The sequence below is a fragment of the Bradyrhizobium sp. genome (genome assembly GCF_016213215.1).
In the GTDB taxonomy this organism is placed as follows: Bacteria; Pseudomonadota; Alphaproteobacteria; order Rhizobiales; family Xanthobacteraceae; genus Bradyrhizobium.
On sequence record NZ_JACRAW010000106.1, the window covers coordinates 1 to 17,318 of the forward strand.

Consider the following 17,318-nt stretch of genomic DNA (forward strand, 5'->3'; position numbering starts at 1 on the left):
ATCGGTCGGCATCATCTACCGGCAGTTCTCCGTCACCATGGTGGCCGCGATCGGCTTCTCGGCGTTCCTCGCGCTGTCGCTGACGCCGGCGCTGTGCGCGACGCTGCTCAAGCCCGTGGCCGCAGGCCATGGCCATGCGTCTAGGGTCGTCTTCAGCCGCTTCAATCATATCCTGGAGGCCGGCAGGTACGGCTATTCGCGCCTCGTCGGCAGGGTACTGAAGCGCACCGGGCGCCTGATGCTGGTCTATGTCGCGCTGCTTGTCGGGCTGTCGTGGGCTTTCATTCGCTTGCCCGGCGGTTTTCTCCCGGTCGATGACCAGGGCTTCATTACGACCGACGTGCAAACGCCGTCTGATTCCTCTTATGCCCGCACCGAGGCCGTGGTCGAGAAGGTCGAGAAGTATCTCGCGCAACGACCCGGCGTCGAAGGCGTCACCTTCCTCACCGGGTTCAGCTTCTCCGGTCAGGGCATGAACACGGCGCAGGCCTTCGTCACGCTGAAGGACTGGTCGGAACGCGAGGGGAAGGATTCGGCCGCTGCGATCGTAGCCGACATCAACCGCGACCTGTCTTCGATCCGCGATGCGAAGATTGCAGCACTGCAGCCGCCGCCGATCGACAATCTCGGCAATTCAGCGGGCTTTTCCTTCCGTCTGCAGGACCGCGGCCAAAAGGGCTATCCCGCCTTGATGCAGGCCGCCGACCAGTTGCTCTCCGAGGCCAACGCCAGCCCCGTGTTACAAAAGGTCTATATCGAGGGTCTGCCGGAAGCGCCGCAGATCAGCCCCATCATCGATCGCGAAAAGTCCGGCGCCTTCGGTGTCACCTTCGAGGACATCAACAACACGATCTCGACCAATCTCGGCTCGAACTACATCAACGATTTCCCCAACCGCGGCCGCATGCAGCGCGTCATTGTGCAGGCCGACGGTCCGAACCGCATGCGGGCGGAAGACATCCTCAACTACAACGTCAAGAATAGCCGGGGGCAGCTCGTGCCGTTCTCGTCCTTTGCTTCGATCGAATGGTCGCGCGGGCCGACGCAGATCGCGGGCTTCAACTATTATCCTGCCGTGCGTATCAGCGGCGAGGCGCGTCCCGGCTACACCTCGGGTGATGCGATCGCGGAGATGGAACGCCTTGCGGGCAGGCTGCCCCGCGGCTTCGGCTATGAATGGACCGGGCAGTCGCTGCAGGAAAAGTTGTCCGGCTCGCAGGCGCCCTTCCTGCTCGCACTGTCGGTGCTGGTCGTTTTCCTGTGTCTGGCCGCGCTCTATGAGAGCTGGACCATTCCGCTCGCTGTCCTGCTCACGGTGCCGCTCGGGGTGACCGGGGCGGTCATTGCCGCGATGCTGCGCGGCCTGCCCAACGACGTCTATTTCACTGTGGGCCTCATCACCATCATCGGGCTCGCCGCCAAGGACGCGATCCTGATCATCGAGTTCGCCAAGGATTTGCGGGCTCAGGGCAAGCCGCTGGTCGAGGCGACAGTCGAAGCCTGCCGCCTGCGCTTCCGCCCGATCCTGATGACGGGCCTGGCCTTCATCTGCGGCGTGGTGCCGATGGCGATCGCGCAAGGCGCCGGCGGCGCTAGCCAGCAGTCGCTCGGCACGGTGGTGATGGGCGGCATGATCGCCGTCGTCGTGCTCGCGCTTCTGATGGTGCCGGTGTTCTTCGTCTCGGTGCAGCGCGTGCTGGCGGGTGACCGGGAGGTGGTGAAGGAGACGGCAGCGGAAGAACCGCAGGCGCGGCCTGTACTACCGAAGCCCTGATGTCACTCTGTTTCCGAAGCAATTTGGGTGCAGACGATCGCTTCAGTTGAGGTCGGCGCAGTGCTGCGGCGGTGCCGCCTCGACCGCGAGACTTCGCGCTTGGCGGTCTGCGCCGATATAGACCGCGCCTCCGGAACCGCAGCCGTTACTGATCTTCAACCACTCGCCCGCTTCAAATCGCGCCGAGAGCGCGTTTTGGCCGATCTTGCGCCAGACGCTCACGCTGCCGCCTTCGCAATCGATATAGCAGGAGAGAGCCGGTACCATTCTGTCGCCGACTGTATCGCTCCATTCGCAAATGGCCGCGGTCGACAGCCGCTCGCCGTTGGCCATCCCGGCATGAAGGCGCAGAGTATAGCGCCAGTCGTAGCTGCGGCCCGAATGCTGGTCGCGGAATGGCTGCTCATCGGGCGACAGCGAAATCTGGAGTTTCATGGAGCTAACTTCGGCCACGCTCTGCTTGTCGCGCCGCGGGGAGGCCAGATCAATCGGGCGCGGCGGGTTGTACTCGGCTGCAAAACAGGTCGAGCCCCCGCGTTCGGGGAGGAACGGCGATATGCGCCAGGAATAGATCGCCAACACCAGGGCGGAAAGCATTGCTGCGACTGAGATGGCCGCCTTCCGCATCGGCCTGTGCTACTTCGTCAGCGGCCGCAGGATCTTCTCAAGTTCACCGTGGACGAACTCGTTGCCGCAGACCACGTTGCCGGTTTGAAGCGGATCGCCCGAAGTGTCGATGTCGCTGAGGATGCCGCCGGCCTCGCGCACCAGGATCTGGCCCGCCGCGATGTCCCAGGGCGACAGGTTGCGCTCCCAATAGCCGTCGAGGCGGCCGGCCGCGACGAAGGCGAAATCGAGCGAAGCCGCGCCGAAACGGCGAAGACCGGCGACGCGGTTCTGGATCTCGATCATCTCGCGCCGGAACAGTTCATGATCGCCGCGCCCGATATGCGGCAGGCCGCAGGCGATGACGCATTCGTTGAGCTTGCGGCGACCAGCCACGCGCAGTCTTTGGTCGTTGAGGAAAGCGCCCTTGCCGCGCTCGGCGATATAGAGCTCTTCGTTGGCCGGATTGTAGATCACTCCCGCGATGATCGTTCCCTCGCGCTGCAGGCCGATCGAGATGGCGAACTGCGGGATGCCGTGCAGGAAGTTGGTCGTGCCGTCGAGCGGATCGACGATCCAGGTGTGGCTCTTGTCGCTGCCCTCGCGCGTACCGCCTTCCTCGCCGATGAAGCCGAAGCCCGGCCGGGCCTTGGCGAGATCGGTGTAGAGGATTTCCTCGGCGCGCTTGTCCGCCAGGCTGACGAAATTCGCCGGCCCCTTCAGCGAGACCTGCAGATGTTCGATCTCGCCGAGATCGCGCTTGAGGCTGCGGCCGGCGCGACGCGCGGCCTTGACCATGACGTTGATAGTGGCGGAGTACAGCATGAGCTCGGTCGCGATGGAGAGAAACGGCTCGACGCCGTTGCCGATGAGGAGATTGGGTGCCCTGCGCCCGGGCCGGCGTCAAGTCATTTGACTCCCAGCCACCGCCGCGCACCTTCCTCGGCCCTGGCGCGATCCTCGGGGCTGAGCTCCGAAAACGCCTTGTCGAGCTCCGGGTCGCCTTTGCCGGCGCTCTTGGCAATGAGATGCCATTTGAAGCCTTCGACCTTGTCCACCGTCGAGCCCATGCCCGTGATCAGGACGCGGGCGAGGCGGTTTTGCGCAATCGGACTGTTCTGCTGCGCCGCCTTGCGCAAGAGCGCAACCGCGGCTACCTGGTTTCGCGGCGTGCCCGTGCCGTTGAACAGCGCGATCGCGTACTCGACCACCGCATCGACATTGTTGGCCAGTGACGCTGCCTGCAGCAGCCGCACCGCCTTTTCCATGTCTTTTTCGACGCCGGTACCTTCCTTGTAGAAAGTGGCAAGCGCGTATTGCGCCTCGGGGAGGCCGGCATCCGCCGCCTGCCGCAACAGCTCCGCCGAGCGCTTCACGTCCTGCGGCAGTGTCTGGCCATCGAGATAGAGCAGCGCCAGGTTATAGGCCGCCTTGGGCTCGCCGAGCTTGGCGGAGGACGCCAGCAGCTTCACCGCCTCGCCGCGGTCGACCGGGCCGCCGCGCCCGGCCATGCGCATCATCGCGAGTGCGAACATCGCCTCGCGGTCGCCGGCGTCGGCGGCGCGCTTGTACCACTCGGCGGCCTTGCTGTAGTCGCGCTTGATGCCCAGGCCATTGGCATAGAGCTCGCCCAGCATGGTCATGGCCTTGGGATCGCCGGCCTGTGCGCGCCCGCCGGCAAGCTCGAAGGCGGTTTTGTATTGCCCGCGCTGATACGCGCCGTAGACGAGGTCGACGTTGGAATTGTCCTGCGGCGGGGCCGGAATGACCGTCTGGGCTGGCAGGGGCGCCGGTGTTGGCGACGGCTTCGGGGCCGGCGGCGCCGGCGGCTTTTTCGCCACCGCAGGCGGCTTGGCTGGGGGCTCCGCCGGCTTGGTAGCCGGTGCCTGAACCGAAGGCGGCGTTAGCGAAATCTGCGCTACCGCGGGCAGGGTGAGCAGCAGAGTGGCCGCAAGCACGGCTATGGGACGCGCAAGCTTCATCATTCGGCGCTGGTCGTGCCCGCTTTAGCTGCTTTGGCCGCCGCGGCATAGGCCTTCCTGACGGCTTGTCCGACCTCCTCAAGCGCAGTCTTGGGACCGCGCGGGTCGGCCCAGATGAAATCGCCTACCAATACGAAATCTGCGCCGGCGCCGGCAAATTCGGCAGCCTCTTCGCACGAGGCGGCGTAACCGACGCACGACGGCTCGAACAGTTCGGCCCACCATTGCAGGCGTTCGGCGATCGCCTCCCGCGACGGCCGCTGTCCGCGGCCGTCCGGCTCGCCGAACAGGACGTAGTCCGCTCCCATCTCGCCCGCGGTCATGGAATCGTGCCGCGTCGTCAAGGCGCCGACGCCGGCGATGCGATCGGGTTTGAGACTGGGCAGTGCCTCCTCCAGCGCGGCGATCCCGGCAAGGTGGGCGCCGTCCGCGCCGCCGCGCGCCACCAGCTCGACATGGCCATCGAGCAATAGTGCCGCGCCGCTATTCTGGACCGGCGGCGCCAGCGCCTTGATGCGCGAGATCATGGTCCGCTGGTCGGTCTCCTTCAGCCGCAGCAACACCGCCGCGACATCGGCTGCTCCCAACAAGGCGGGAAGCTCCGCGATGAGGGACGAGGGATCATCGAGCGGCGGCGGCGCGAGATAGAGTCGCGGCGCCGGGCGCGACGGAGCGGATTTGTTGGACAACCTAGGCAGCCTTCTTTTCCAGCCCGCTGTCCCATTCGCCCTTGGTGGCGAGCGCGTTCATTCGCGCACGATGGGTAAAGGCCCGCTGGCCCGCGGCAACGTTTTCGGCCTTGCCGGACCATGCCTTCTGCGGGGCCGCCTGCAACGCGCGACCGTAGGAGAAGGTCAGGCGCCAGGGCAGGTTGCCGATCCTGTTCATGGCGTCGAGATGCGCCGTCGCCTGCTCGTCCGACTGGCCGCCGGAGAGGAAAGCAATGCCCGGCACCGCCGCCGGCACGCACGCCTTGAGCAGACGCACGGTCCTTTCCGCGACCTCGTCCACGGATGCCTGCTTTGAGCATTTCTTGCCGGCAACAGCCATGTTGGGCTTCAGGATCATGCCTTCGAGTGCAACACGCTGAACCCGCAGTTCCTGGAAAGTCTTGTTGAGAACGCGCTGCGTCGCCTCATAGCAGCGGTCGATGTCGTGATCGCCGTCCATCAGCACTTCCGGCTCGACGATCGGCACGATCTGCGCGGCCTGGCACAACGCCGCATATCGCGCGAGCGCGTGCGCGTTGACGTGGATCGCGGTCATGGTCGGAACGTTGTTTCCGATGTCGATGACGGCGCGCCATTTGGCGAAGCGCGCGCCGCGCTCGTAGTATTTCTTCAGCCGCTCGGCGAGCTTGTCGAGGCCGACGGTGACGAGTTCGCCCGGGCACATCGGCAACGCCTGCGTGCCCTCGTCCACCTTGATGCCGGGAATCGCGCCGGCCTGTTCGATCAGCTGGATCAGCGGCGTGCCGTCCTTGGCGTCCTGCCAGATCGTCTCGTCGTAGAGAATGACGGCCGAGATGTACTGGTTCATGGCTTCGGTCGAGCGAAACAGCATCTCGCGGTAGTCGCGACGGTTCTCTTCCGTCGATTCCACCCCGATCGCATCGAAGCGCTTTTTGATCGTGCCTGAGGATTCGTCGGCGGCAAGCACGCCCTTGCCGGGCGTGACCATGGCAAGCGCGACCTTGTTGAGTTCGGTCAGATTCATGGAAGGGGTCTCCCGTAGCAATCCTGCCTGCCCGTCAAAATAGACCGTTCTCGGGCAATTGCCGAGTTCACGATGGTCGCAGGGGCGCGTGGCAGAACGGCGACCATCAAATTCATCGTCATTCCGGGGCGCGCGTAAGCGCGAGCCCGGAATCCATAACCACGGCCTGGGGTTATGGATTCCGGGCCTGCGCCTTCGGCGCATCCCGGAATGACGGAGAAATGTGCGCGATCGTTACTCAGGCGATCTTGGGATCGAGTTCGCCGGCGGCGTAGCGCTTGGCCATTTCAGCCGTGGTCAGCACCCTCTTGATCTTGCTGGCCTGGCCGGCGGTGTTGAATTCCTGCAGCCGCTGCTTGCAGATCTTGGTCATGGCCTCCATGGCCGGCTTCAGGTACTTGCGCGGATCGAACTCTTCCGGGTGCTCCTGCAGGACTTTCCGGATCTGGCCGGTCATGGCCATGCGGTTGTCCGTATCGATATTGATCTTGCGGACGCCGTTCTTGATGCCGCGCTGGATTTCGGGAACCGGCACGCCCCAGGTCGGCTTCATCTTGCCGCCATAGGTATTGATGATGTCCTGGAGATCCTGCGGCACCGACGAGGACCCGTGCATGACAAGGTGGGTATTCGGCAGCTTGCGATGGATCTCCTCGATCACTTGCATCGCGAGAATGTTGCCGTCGGGCTTGCGGGTGAACTTGTAGGCGCCGTGCGAAGTGCCCATCGCGATCGCAAGCGCGTCGACCTTGGTCTCCTTGACGAACTTCACGGCCTCGTCGGGATTGGTCAGGAGTTGATCGTGCGACAGCTTGCCCTCGGCGCCATGCCCGTCTTCCTTGTCGCCCATGCCGGTCTCCAGCGAACCGAGCACGCCGAGTTCGCCCTCGACCGAGATGCCGCCGAGATGGGCCATGTCGGTCACCTTCCTGGTGACCCCGACATTGTAGTTCCAGTCGCCGGGCGATTTGCCGTCCGCCTTGAGCGAGCCGTCCATCATCACCGAGGTGAAGCCGGCCTGGATCGCGGTCATGCAGGTCGCGGGCTCGTTGCCGTGGTCGAGGTGCACGCAGACCGGAATCTGCGGGTAGATCTCGGTCACCGCATCCATCATGTGCTTGAGCATGACGTCGTTGGCGTAGGCGCGCGCGCCGCGCGAGGCCTGGATGATCACCGGAGCATCCAGGCTGGAGGCTGCTTCCATGATCGCCAGCGCCTGCTCCATGTTGTTGATGTTGAAGGCCGGCACGCCGTAGTCGTTTTCCGCCGCATGGTCGAGCAATTGACGCAACGTGATGCGAGCCATCTGTCCTGTTCTCCGCGTTGGGCCGGTTCGGCCGACAATTACTTGATGCGCAAAACCTCGACGCCGGGGAGCGGCTTGCCTTCCATCCATTCCAGGAAGGCGCCGCCGGCGGTCGAAACATAGGTGAAATCGCCGGCCACGCCAGCCTGGTTCAGCGCGGCGACGGTGTCGCCGCCGCCGGCAACCGAGAGCAGCTTCTTGGCCTTGGTGCGCTCGGCCGCATACTTGGCCGCCGCCATCGTGCCGCGGTCGAACGGCGTCATCTCGAAGGCGCCCACCGGGCCGTTCCAGACCAGCGTCGCGGCATCGTCGATCGCGGCATGGATGCGCGCGCTCGACTGCGGCCCGACGTCGAGGATCATGCCGTCGGCCGGGATCGAATCCAGACCGTAGGCGTGGGACGGCGCGTTCGCCGCGAAGTGATAGGCGACCACAGCGTCCACGGGCAGGATGATCGCGCAATTAGCGGTATTGGCCTTCTCCATGATCCGCAACGCCGTCGCGGCGAGGTCCTTCTCGGCCAGCGACTTGCCGATCGCAACGCCCTGCGCATGCAGGAAGGTGTTGGCCATGCCGCCACCGATGACGAGGGCATCGACCTTGGTCACGAGGTTTTCCAAGAGGTCGATCTTGGTGGAGACCTTGGCGCCGCCGATGATGGCGATCACGGGCTTGGTCGGCGCCTCCAGCGCCTTCCCCAGCGCGTCGAGTTCGGCCTGCATGGTACGCCCGGCATAGGCCGGCAGCTTGTGGCCGAGGCCCTCGGTCGAGGCATGGGCGCGGTGCGCGGCGGAGAAGGCGTCGTTGACCCAGACGTCGCCGAGCTTCGCCAGTTGCTCGACGAAGGCGGGATCGTTCTTCTCTTCCTCTTTGTGGAAGCGGGTGTTCTCAAGGCACAGGATGCCGCCATCCTTCATGCCGGCGACCGCCTTCTCGGCGACTTCGCCGATGCAGTCGTCGGCAAAGCCGACCGGCCGCTTGATGACATGCGATAGCGCCGTGGCGACCGGCTTCAGCGAATCCTTCGGATCGCGGCCCTTGGGCCGGCCGAAATGCGCGAGCAGGATGACCTTGCCGCCCTTGTCGGAAAGCTCGGTAATGGTGGGTGCCACGCGCTCGAGCCGGGTTGCGTCGGTGACGCGGCCATTCTCCATGGGCACGTTGAGATCGACGCGCAGGAGCACGCGCTTGCCCTTCACGTCGACGTCGTCGAGGGTGCGGAATGTCTTCATGTGTCGCTCCCCCATCATGGCCGGGCTTGTCACGGCCATCCACGTCTTGAACTTGGGAAAGTGAAGACGTGGATGCCCGGCACAAAGCCAGGCATGACGGCAAATGGACTGGTTAAAGCACCTTCCCCATCGCCACCGCAGTGTCGGCCATGCGGTTGGAGAAGCCCCATTCGTTGTCGTACCAGGACATCACCCGCACCAGGTTGCCGTTCATGACCTTGGTCTGGTCCATGTGGAACGTGGAAGAGTGCGGGTCGTGGTTGAAGTCGATCGAGACGTTGGGCGCGGTGGTGTAGCCGAGGATGCCCTTGAGCTGCTGCTCGGCGGCGCGCTTGATGGCCTCGTTGATCTCCTTCACATCCGTGGTGCGCTTGGCGACGATCTTGAGATCGACAACCGAGACGTTCGGGGTCGGCACGCGGATCGCAACGCCGTCGAGCTTGCCCTTCAGTTCCGGCAGCACGAGGCCGATCGCCTTGGCAGCTCCCGTGGAAGTCGGGATCATCGACATCGCCGCAGCCCGGCCGCGGTAGAGGTCCTTGTGCAGCGTGTCCAGCGTCGGCTGGTCGCCGGTGTAGGCGTGGATCGTGGTCATGAAGCCGGTCTCGATGCCGACGGTGTCGTTCAGCACCTTGGCGACCGGCGCGAGGCAGTTCGTGGTGCACGAGCCGTTGGAGACGACGAGGTGATCCCTGGTCAGCGTGTCGTGGTTGACGCCGTAGACGATGGTGGCGTCGGCGCCATCCGCGGGAGCAGACACCAGCACGCGCTTCGCGCCGGCGGTGAGGTGCGCGGACGCCCTGTCCTTCGCGGTGAAGATGCCGGTGCATTCCATCGCGATGTCGATGCCGAGATCCTTCCAGGGCAGCTTGCTCGGGTCGCGCTCGGCGGTGACCTTGATCCTGCCGGTACCGAGATCGATGGTGTCGCCCTCGACGGTCACGGTGCCGGGGAAGCGGCCATGCACGGAGTCGAAGCGGAGGAGGTGGGCGTTGGTCTCGACCGGGCCGAGATCGTTGATGGCGATCACCTCGACGTCCTTGCGGCCGGACTCGGCGATGGCCCGCAGGATGTTGCGGCCGATGCGGCCAAACCCGTTGATTGCAACCCGGACTGCCATCTGTCGTCTCCTTCAATGACCTATTTCGTCCCGCAAGGCGCCTGGCTCGCCTGCGAGGGTTTTTTAGGGCGATCGCCCGGTTCGGCCGGGCGGAACACGTTCATATGGGGAGCTTGGTAGTCCTTTTTCCGGGCAAGCTCAACCATCAGGATAAGCGCTTCAGGGCGGCGTTAACCGCAGCCTCGGCGGTAATTCTGAAGTGCTTGAAAAGGTCCTTGGCCGGCGCGCTGGCGCCGAACGAGTGCATGCCGATGAATTCGCCGTCCTGGCCGATCACCGCATCCCAGCCCCAGCGCACGGCCGCCTCGATCGCCAACTTGACCGGGGCCTTGCCGATAATCTCTGCGCGCCGCTCGGCGGGCTGGGCGAGCAGCAGTTCGAGCGAGGGCACCGAGACCACTCGCGCCGCGATGCCGCGCTCGGCGAGCTTTTTGCGCGCCGCAACCGCGATCTCGACTTCCGAGCCCGAGGCAAACAGCGACACCTTCGCCTCGCCCCCGGCCGGGACCAGTTCGTAGGCGCCGTACTGGCAGGGGTTTTCGTTCGGAGCGGCGGTGCGCAATTGCGGGAGATTCTGCCGGGTCAGCGCCAGCACGGTCGGTCCGTCGATGCGGTTGAGCGCAAGTTCCCAGCATTCGGCGACTTCGATGGCGTCGCAGGGACGGAACACGCGCATGTTGGGCATGGCTCGCAGCGCGGCGAGATGCTCGACCGGCTGGTGCGTCGGGCCGTCCTCGCCGAGCCCGATCGAGTCGTGAGTCATCACATAGATGACGCCGGCGCGCATCAGAGCGGCGAGGCGCATCGCCGGTCGGGCGTAATCGGTGAACACCAGGAAGGTGGCGCCGTTGGGTGCGAAGCCGCCATGCAGGTATATACCGTTCATCGCCGCGGCCATGCCGTGTTCGCGGATGCCGTAGTGGATGAAACGGCCCTTCGGCGTCTTGGCCGAGAAGGCGACCGCCGACTTGGCCTTGTTGTTGTTGGAACCGGTGAGATCCGCCGAGCCCGCGACGAACTCCATCGGCATGGCGGCCGCGATCGCCTCGATTGCGGCTTCCGACGATTTGCGGGTGGCAACGTTCAGCGGCGTTTCCAGCAGCGCCTTCTTGTGCGCCTTGAGCGCCTTGGCCAGCGCGGCCGGACGCTCATGACGCAGCCGCCGCTCGAATTCGGCGCGCTTGCGGCTGCCGAGTTCGCCAAAGCGCGCCTCCCACTCCTTGCGGGTCGAGGCGCCGCGGCTGCCCGCCTCGCGCCAGGCCTTGAGCACTTCATCGGGTACCGAGAACGGCTCGAGCGAAATGCCGAGATTTTCCTTGGCCCCCTTGAGCTCGTCGGCGCCGAGCGCCTCGCCGTGCACCTTGGCGGTGCCGGCCTTGTGAGGCGCGCCGTAGCCGATCGTGGTGCGGCAGGCGATCAGCGTCGGCTTGTTGGACTTTTTCGCGCGCGCAATTGCGGCGGCGATGGCGGACTGGTCCTGCCCGTCGATTCGCTCGGCCGCCCAGCCTGCCGCCTTGAAGCGCTTGACCTGGTCCACCGAGTCGGCAAGCGAGGTCGGGCCGTCGATCGAGATGCCGTTGTCGTCAAAGAGCACGATCAGCTTGTTGAGCCTCCAGTGCCCGGCCATGGCGATCGCTTCCTGCGACACGCCTTCCATCAGGTCGCCGTCGGAGGCCAGCACATAGGTGTGGTGATCGACGATCTTCTTGCCGAACTCGGCCGCCAGCATCTTTTCCGCCAATGCCATGCCAACCGCGGTCGAGATGCCCTGGCCAAGCGGACCGGTCGTGGTCTCGATGCCTTTGGTGTGGAAGTTCTCCGGGTGCCCCGGCGTCAGCGAGTCCAGCTGGCGGAAATGCTTGAGCTGGTCCATCGTCATGTTTGGATAGCCGGTGAGATAGAGCAGTGCGTAAAGCAGCATCGAGCCGTGGCCGGCCGAGAGCACGAAGCGGTCGCGGTCGGGCCAGCCGGGCTCGTTGGGATCGAATTTCAGGAACTGCGTAAACAGGACGGTCGCGATGTCGGCAGTGCCCATCGGCAGGCCGGGATGGCCGGACTTTGCCTTCTCGACGGCATCCATTGCGAGCCCACGGATCGCATTGGCCATACGGGAAGAATCGACCTGCGTCATGATGAGAATCCGTCTGAAATGAGGTGCTTGTTTGCGGGCACGCCGCGCGGGGGGGGAGCCTTGCGGCCACTTAAGGCCGGGGGCTGGATAGCATCTCGGTTCCGGGAGTCCAAGGCGATCAAATGCGGTTTGGCGCCGAAAAGTTGCTTAGTAGTGCATAGCTTCGCGGCGGCGTTGCGCTGGCCCTTCTTGTTACGTAAATTTCCGCTTCTAAGCGCTTGCCGAACCGCCAATTTTGCCACCCGGCGAGCCAAGGTTCAGTTGAGTTAAACCCAAGTCGAGACCATCTAAGGTCCGCGCAGGCTGCATGAACGATCGCGCCGCCAAAAGTTCCGCCGCAACGGAGCCCGCTTCCGTCGAGATCGAGATTGCGACTCGCCGGCTCATGGCGGCGCTGGACTCGCTGGAAAGCGCAGTCGAGCGTCGCAAGGAAGCCGATCGAGATGAAGACGAGCTTGCGAGCCGGATCCAGGCCCTGGGCTCCGACCGCTCGCGCCTTGCCGACGAGCTCGACGGTGCGCTGGTGAAGGCGCGCAAGCTCGAGCGCGCCAATCGCGACATCAGCGAGCGGCTGGATGCAGCGATCGGCACGATTCGGTCCGTGCTCGAGGCCGAGGAGGGGTCATGAGCCACATCAACGTCACCATCAACGGCCGGCAATACCGCATGGCTTGCGAAGAGGGGCAGGAGGTGCGGCTGCTGAAACTCGCCGAGAATTTGGAGGCGCGCATCCAGACCTTGCGCGGCAAGTTCGGCGAGATCGGCGATGCCCGGCTGACGGTGATGGCGGCGCTCACTGCTTGCGACGAATTGGTCGACGCTGGACACCGGATCAGGACGCTCGAGCAGGAGGTGAACGAACTGCGCGAGGTGCGTGCGGCCGCTGTCGAGCGCGCCAGGGTTACGCAGACGGCGGTCGTCAATGCGCTGAACTCGGCGGCGGAGCGGATCGAAAAGTCGGCGCAGGTGCTGAACCGCACCATCGGCGGCGGGGTCGCCATCGGCTGACCATCGGGGACGCTGGCGATTCGGCCCCATCGTTGTTACATTGGGCCAGCGAAGCTGCGACGCCCGTCAGGAGCCATATATCCCCGGGGCCTTATCGATCCTTTAGGGAACTGTCCCTGGCCGGGTCCGTGGACCCGGACATATGGTGCCCACCTACTTTCGTAGGGAACTCCGGGATCGAGCGTTCCAACGGCGATTGCGGCTTCGCGCTTCTGTTCATTGTTCCTGTCGAATTGCGCGTCAGTGATTGTGTGTCATACCCCGCGAATGCGGGGTATCCAGTAAGCCGAACTGTCGAGATTTGAGTTCTGGCGTCTATGAAATGCTGGATCACCCGCTTTCGCGGGTGATGACGACAGACAAGGTTCTGTCTCGGGGGGAATAACGTGCATGCTCATTCCAAGGGCGAACTCCGCGCCAGAGCCCTCGCCAAGCGCGATGCGCTAAGCGACAAGAAACGCGCTTCTGCCGCCGCAAAGCTCGCCGCGCGCGGTCTGCCGTTCGAACTGGTGCCCGGCACCGTCGTCTCCGGCTACTCGCCGATCCGCAACGAGATTGATCCGGCGCCGTTGATGGGCAAGCTCGCGAGCCAGGGCGCACGCCTTGCACTGCCCTGCGTCGCCGCGCGCGGGCAGTCGCTGATCTTTCGGGTGTGGTCGCCATCGGAGCGGTTGCTGCTCGGTCCTCTCGGCATCCCCGAGCCGTCGCCCGCGGCACAGGAAGTTCTTCCCGACGTGATGCTGGTGCCTGTGGCGGCCTTCGACCATCTCGGCCACCGCATCGGCTATGGCGCCGGGTATTACGACTACACCTTTGCGCATTTGCGTAAGGCCAAGTCGGTTATCGGCGTCGGCCTAGCCTTTGCGGTCCAGGAAATCGACGCGGTGCCGGCATTGTCGCACGACGTGGCGCTGGATTATGTGCTAACGGAAGCGCGCGTATTCGATTTCCGGAGCAAGTAGGTTGCGAATTCTCTTCGTCGGTGACGTCATCGGCCGGGCGGGACGCACGGCCGTTCTTGAACATCTGCCCGGCATGATCCGGGATTGGTCGCTCGACCTGGTCGTCGTCAACGGCGAAAACGCGGCGGGCGGCTTCGGCATCACGGAAGCGATTTACCATGAGCTGATCGATGCCGGAGCCGATGCGATCACGCTCGGCAACCATGCGTGGGACCAGCGCGAGGCGCTGGTGTTCATCGAGCGCGCCTCGCGCCTGGTGCGCCCCACGAACTTTCCCAAAGGCACGCCCGGCCGCGGCACCGCGCTGATCGAGACGAGGCGCGGTCATCGCGCGCTCGTCATCAATGCGATCGGCCGCGTCTTCATGACGCCGTTCGACGATCCGTTCGCGGCGATCGAGCGCGAGCTGGATGCGTGCCCGCTGCGCAGCGCCGCGGACGCCATCATCGTCGACTTTCATTGCGAGGCAAGCAGCGAGAAGCAGGCCATCGGCTTGTTCTGCGACGGACGCGCGAGCCTTGTCGTCGGCACCCACACCCACGTGCCAACCGCCGATCACCGGATCCTTGCCCACGGCACCGCCTACATGACCGACGCCGGCATGACCGGCGACTATGATTCGGTCATCGGCATGCAGAAGGAGGAGCCGCTGCGGCGCTTCACCTCGGGGATAGCCTCCGGCCGGTTCGAGCCGGCGTTAGGGGCGGCGACGCTGAGCGGGGTCGCCGTCGACACGGACGACGCGACTGGGCTCGCGGTGCGCATCGCGCCGGTGCGGGTTGGCGGCCGTCTCGAGCCGACCTTGCCGACATTCTGGGCGAGCTAGTCTAGCGCGCAGCCGCTCGATGGAATTGGACGGTCCGCGAATTCGGTTCACCTCTCCCCGCAAGCGGGGCGAGGGAGCGCATCATCATGCGGCCGTTACAGCTTGTACGCGGTCCGGAAGCCGCCCCAGTGCCGCCCCTGAACCCGGATCGGCACGTCGATCTCGCTCATCATCACGGTATTGCCGTTACCCATGTCGCGGGCATAGCTCTGTACCAGGTAGGACTGCTGGTTCTGAGCGGCGGCAAGGCCCGCCGGATCGTTGAAGATGCGCCGGTTGCGGCTGTTGGCGGTGTTCCAGGCGACATCGCCGGGACGCTGCGGGCGGGAGTAGATCTTGTTGTGTACCGGCAGATAGCCGTTGCGGTCGACCATGGCAGCAAACGCCATGCGCTGGTCCTTGGCGAGGAACGCCTCCTGGAAGGGCGGCAGCGCCTCGTCGGCCCATTGCAGATATCTGGTGCGGTACTGCACCGGATTGGTGCCCGAGATTTCCACATAGTCTGTATCGAACAGCGCATCGACCGAGATTTCGCCGCGCACCAGGGCCTGCTCGAAAATCCTCGTCAGCGCCGTGCCTGCCTCCATGGCGCGAGCGACCAGCTCGGCGCTCTCCTCATGGAGCGACCAAAGCTTGTCTTCCACCTTCTCCTTGAACTCCGTATCGGTGGTCTGGAACAGCGCTCGTGCGCCGGCCTTCGAATGCTCGGTGACGCGCAACCGGCACGCGCCGATATCCTGCAGCGTTGCAGCCATCGTCTGCTCCTGTCGCAGCTTGCCGGCATCCGGCCCGCCGATCAGGATTCCGGCCATGGAGATCTCGTAGACCGGCGCGGTTATCGTGCCGCCGTCGGTCGTTAGCTCGATCTTGAGATGACAGGGCAGCCGCTCGGTCTTGATCCGATCATCCTCGTCGCCCTGCTTCAGCAGCACGGCGCAGCGCGATTTCAGCTTGTGGGCGTAGGTGCTGACGGCACGGCCGGCACGTGTAACGCTCTCCCCGTGCGCCTCGGCAGCCTTGGTCGCCGCGTCGATCTCGGCGGCGTTGTCGCCGACCGAAACGATAAAGTGCGAGGCCGTGGCCGCGTTCTCGGAGATCTCGCTGGTAGTCTGGTTCTGCTCCTTGACCGCGCCGTTGACGTGCTCGAACACCGGGCGGATCGCATCGATCGCCTGGGAGATCCGATGCACGGCATCGGCCGAGCTTGTGGCATCCCGCTGCAGCGCCTCGATCTTCTTCGTGATCTCTTCGGTGGCGTTCTGCGTCTGCACCGCGAGCGCCTTGACCTCGGAAGCGACCACCGCAAATCCCCTACCGGCTTCACCCGCGCGCGCCGCCTCGATGGTCGAGTTCAGGGCGAGCAGGGTGGTCTGTCGCGCGATCTGCGCGATCAGGTTTACGACGTGGCCAATCGCGGATGAGGATTCGCGCAGGCGGTCGACGTTGGCGCGGGCTTCCTCCGCGGCGGTGCCGGCCTCGTCGGCGAGTTTGACGGCCTCGCGCACCTGGGAACCTATCCCTTCCGCCGAATGGGTGAATTTGTCTGCGGCCTGCGCGAACGTGCTCGCCGTGCTTTGCGCGGCGCTCGTGCGCCCGGTCAGGGCATCGGTCCGTTCGCGGATCGCAGCGAGCGTTGCCGCGGTGGCGTCGGCCCCGTCCGCGACCGAATCGGCCGCTCGCTCCAGCTGGCGGATCATGGCGCCAAGCTCGAGTTCCAGCAGTTTGAGGATTTCCTGACCCGACGCCCCGTCGGCAGCCGGGATCGGCTCGACGGCGGCGACCGGCTTGACGGTCGCCGGCTCGATGGTGGGGGTGGCCGGTTCCCGGCGTTGCTTCCTGAATAAACCGAACGCCATGGGCCTCCCTCGGGGCAGCTCTGTGGATCAGGAAATCCTGCCATTCGCTCGTGAAATACCGGTTAACGGATTCCTTCTACATTGGTAGCGGCCTCTACTTGCATACCCGGCGGCCTTCCCAAACCTTTGATTTTGGCGGGTTGCGAGCCTATAAGGCCGCGCCTCGACCCCTTGCATCGCGACCGATTCCGAGAAGAGACCCCGCATGGCCGGACATTCCCAATTCAAGAACATCATGCACCGCAAGGGCCGGCAGGACGCCCAGAAATCGAAAGTTTTCGGCAAACTGGCTCGGGAAATCACGGTGGCGGCGAAGCTCGGAACCCCGGATCCCGCGATGAACCCGCGCCTGCGCGCCGCGATCATCGCGGCGCGGCAGGAGAACATGCCGAAGGACAACATCGAGCGCGCCATCCAGAAAGCGATCGGCGGCGACAGCGAGACCTATGACGAGATCCGTTATGAGGGATATGGCCCGGGCGGCGTCGCCATCATCGTCGAGGCGCTGACGGACAACCGCAACCGCGCCGCTTCCGATATCCGCTCCTTCTTCACCAAGTCCGGCGGCAATCTCGGCGAAACCGGTTCGGTATCCTTCATGTTCGACCGCACGGGTGTCATCGAATACGATTCAAGCGTCGCTTCCGACGACGCGATGCTGGACGCGGCGATCGAGGCCGGCGCCGACGACGTCGTGTCGGGCGAAAGCGGCCACGAAATCTACGCCTCTACCGAGAGCTACCGCGAAGTCGCCAAGGCGCTGGAAGCGAAATTCGGCGAGCCGCGCAAGGCCGCGCTG

The 17,318-nt window shown here is 64.8% G+C and carries 16 protein-coding genes and 1 other RNA gene; 7 read left to right on the forward strand and 10 right to left on the reverse strand.

The annotated features are described in order from the left end of the window. Positions 1-1,774: efflux RND transporter permease subunit (locus tag HY852_RS17900; RefSeq protein ID WP_291606117.1), on the forward strand; the 1,774-nt coding region annotated here is incomplete at its 5' end. Between the two features lie 42 nt (positions 1,775-1,816). Here the strand turns inward: HY852_RS17900 and HY852_RS17905 are convergent. The 9 genes from HY852_RS17905 to tkt form a co-directional block, all read right to left on the reverse strand. Beyond that, the gene (locus HY852_RS17905; protein ID WP_291606118.1) at positions 1,817-2,401 is read right to left on the reverse strand and encodes a hypothetical protein; all 585 of its coding nucleotides are present in this window, start codon (positions 2,399-2,401) and stop codon (positions 1,817-1,819) included. 9 nt (positions 2,402-2,410) lie between these two features. Further along, positions 2,411-3,205: an inositol monophosphatase family protein gene (locus tag HY852_RS17910; RefSeq protein WP_291606119.1), complete on the reverse strand. Its 795-nt coding sequence runs from the start codon at positions 3,203-3,205 to the stop codon at positions 2,411-2,413. 83 nt (positions 3,206-3,288) lie between these two features. Continuing rightward, positions 3,289-4,362, reverse strand: coding sequence for a tetratricopeptide repeat protein (locus HY852_RS17915; RefSeq protein ID WP_291606132.1), 1,074 nt, complete (start codon positions 4,360-4,362; stop codon positions 3,289-3,291). Next, a complete protein-coding gene (locus tag HY852_RS17920; RefSeq protein ID WP_291606120.1) occupies positions 4,362-5,051 on the reverse strand; it encodes a thiamine phosphate synthase in 690 nt (229 codons plus the stop codon). The genes HY852_RS17915 and HY852_RS17920 overlap by 1 nt, the downstream gene beginning before the upstream one ends. Position 5,052: 1 nt before the next feature. Then, the gene (locus HY852_RS17925) at positions 5,053-6,078 is read right to left on the reverse strand and encodes a class I fructose-bisphosphate aldolase (protein ID WP_291606121.1); all 1,026 of its coding nucleotides are present in this window, start codon (positions 6,076-6,078) and stop codon (positions 5,053-5,055) included. Positions 6,079-6,316: 238 nt separating this feature from the next. Continuing rightward, positions 6,317-7,384, reverse strand: a complete 1,068-nt coding sequence (fba, locus tag HY852_RS17930) for a class II fructose-bisphosphate aldolase (RefSeq protein ID WP_291606122.1) — start codon at positions 7,382-7,384, stop codon at positions 6,317-6,319. Positions 7,385-7,422: 38 nt separating this feature from the next. Next, entirely contained in the window at positions 7,423-8,616 is a 1,194-nt protein-coding gene (gene pgk / locus HY852_RS17935; protein ID WP_291606123.1) for a phosphoglycerate kinase, read from the reverse strand. A gap of 112 nt (positions 8,617-8,728) precedes the next feature. Next, on the reverse strand, positions 8,729-9,736 hold the full coding sequence (gap, locus tag HY852_RS17940; protein WP_291606124.1) for a type I glyceraldehyde-3-phosphate dehydrogenase: 1,008 nt from the start codon (positions 9,734-9,736) through the stop codon (positions 8,729-8,731). Positions 9,737-9,881: 145 nt separating this feature from the next. After that, complete coding sequence (gene tkt, locus HY852_RS17945; RefSeq protein WP_291606125.1) at positions 9,882-11,867, reverse strand: transketolase; 1,986 nt, start codon at positions 11,865-11,867, stop codon at positions 9,882-9,884. A 307-nt stretch (positions 11,868-12,174) separates the two neighbouring features. On the opposite strand from tkt, the gene HY852_RS17950 reads away from it, so the two are divergent. The 5 genes from HY852_RS17950 (at position 12,175) to HY852_RS17970 (ending at position 14,663) form a co-directional block, all read left to right on the forward strand. After that, positions 12,175-12,495, forward strand: a complete 321-nt coding sequence (locus HY852_RS17950) for a DUF4164 domain-containing protein (RefSeq protein ID WP_291606126.1) — start codon at positions 12,175-12,177, stop codon at positions 12,493-12,495. After that, a complete protein-coding gene (locus HY852_RS17955; RefSeq protein ID WP_291606127.1) occupies positions 12,492-12,875 on the forward strand; it encodes a cell division protein ZapA in 384 nt (127 codons plus the stop codon). Before HY852_RS17950 ends, HY852_RS17955 begins: the two co-directional genes overlap by 4 nt. 48 nt (positions 12,876-12,923) lie before the next feature. Continuing rightward, positions 12,924-13,084: non-coding RNA, 6S RNA (gene ssrS, locus HY852_RS17960), on the forward strand. 177 nt (positions 13,085-13,261) lie between these two features. Beyond that, positions 13,262-13,837 (forward strand): 5-formyltetrahydrofolate cyclo-ligase, encoded by a 576-nt coding sequence (locus HY852_RS17965; protein ID WP_291606128.1) that lies wholly within the window; start codon positions 13,262-13,264, stop codon positions 13,835-13,837. A gap of 1 nt (position 13,838) precedes the next feature. After that, positions 13,839-14,663 carry a TIGR00282 family metallophosphoesterase gene (locus HY852_RS17970; RefSeq protein ID WP_291606129.1) on the forward strand — a complete coding sequence of 275 codons (825 nt, stop codon included), beginning with the start codon at positions 13,839-13,841 and terminating at the stop codon, positions 14,661-14,663. Between the two features lie 95 nt (positions 14,664-14,758). On the opposite strand, the gene HY852_RS17975 is transcribed toward HY852_RS17970, so the two are convergent. Continuing rightward, a complete protein-coding gene (locus HY852_RS17975) occupies positions 14,759-16,519 on the reverse strand; it encodes a methyl-accepting chemotaxis protein (protein WP_291606130.1) in 1,761 nt (586 codons plus the stop codon). A 205-nt stretch (positions 16,520-16,724) separates the two neighbouring features. Here HY852_RS17975 and HY852_RS17980 point away from each other — a divergent pair. Continuing rightward, positions 16,725-17,318: YebC/PmpR family DNA-binding transcriptional regulator (locus tag HY852_RS17980; protein WP_291606131.1), on the forward strand; the 594-nt coding region annotated here is incomplete at its 3' end.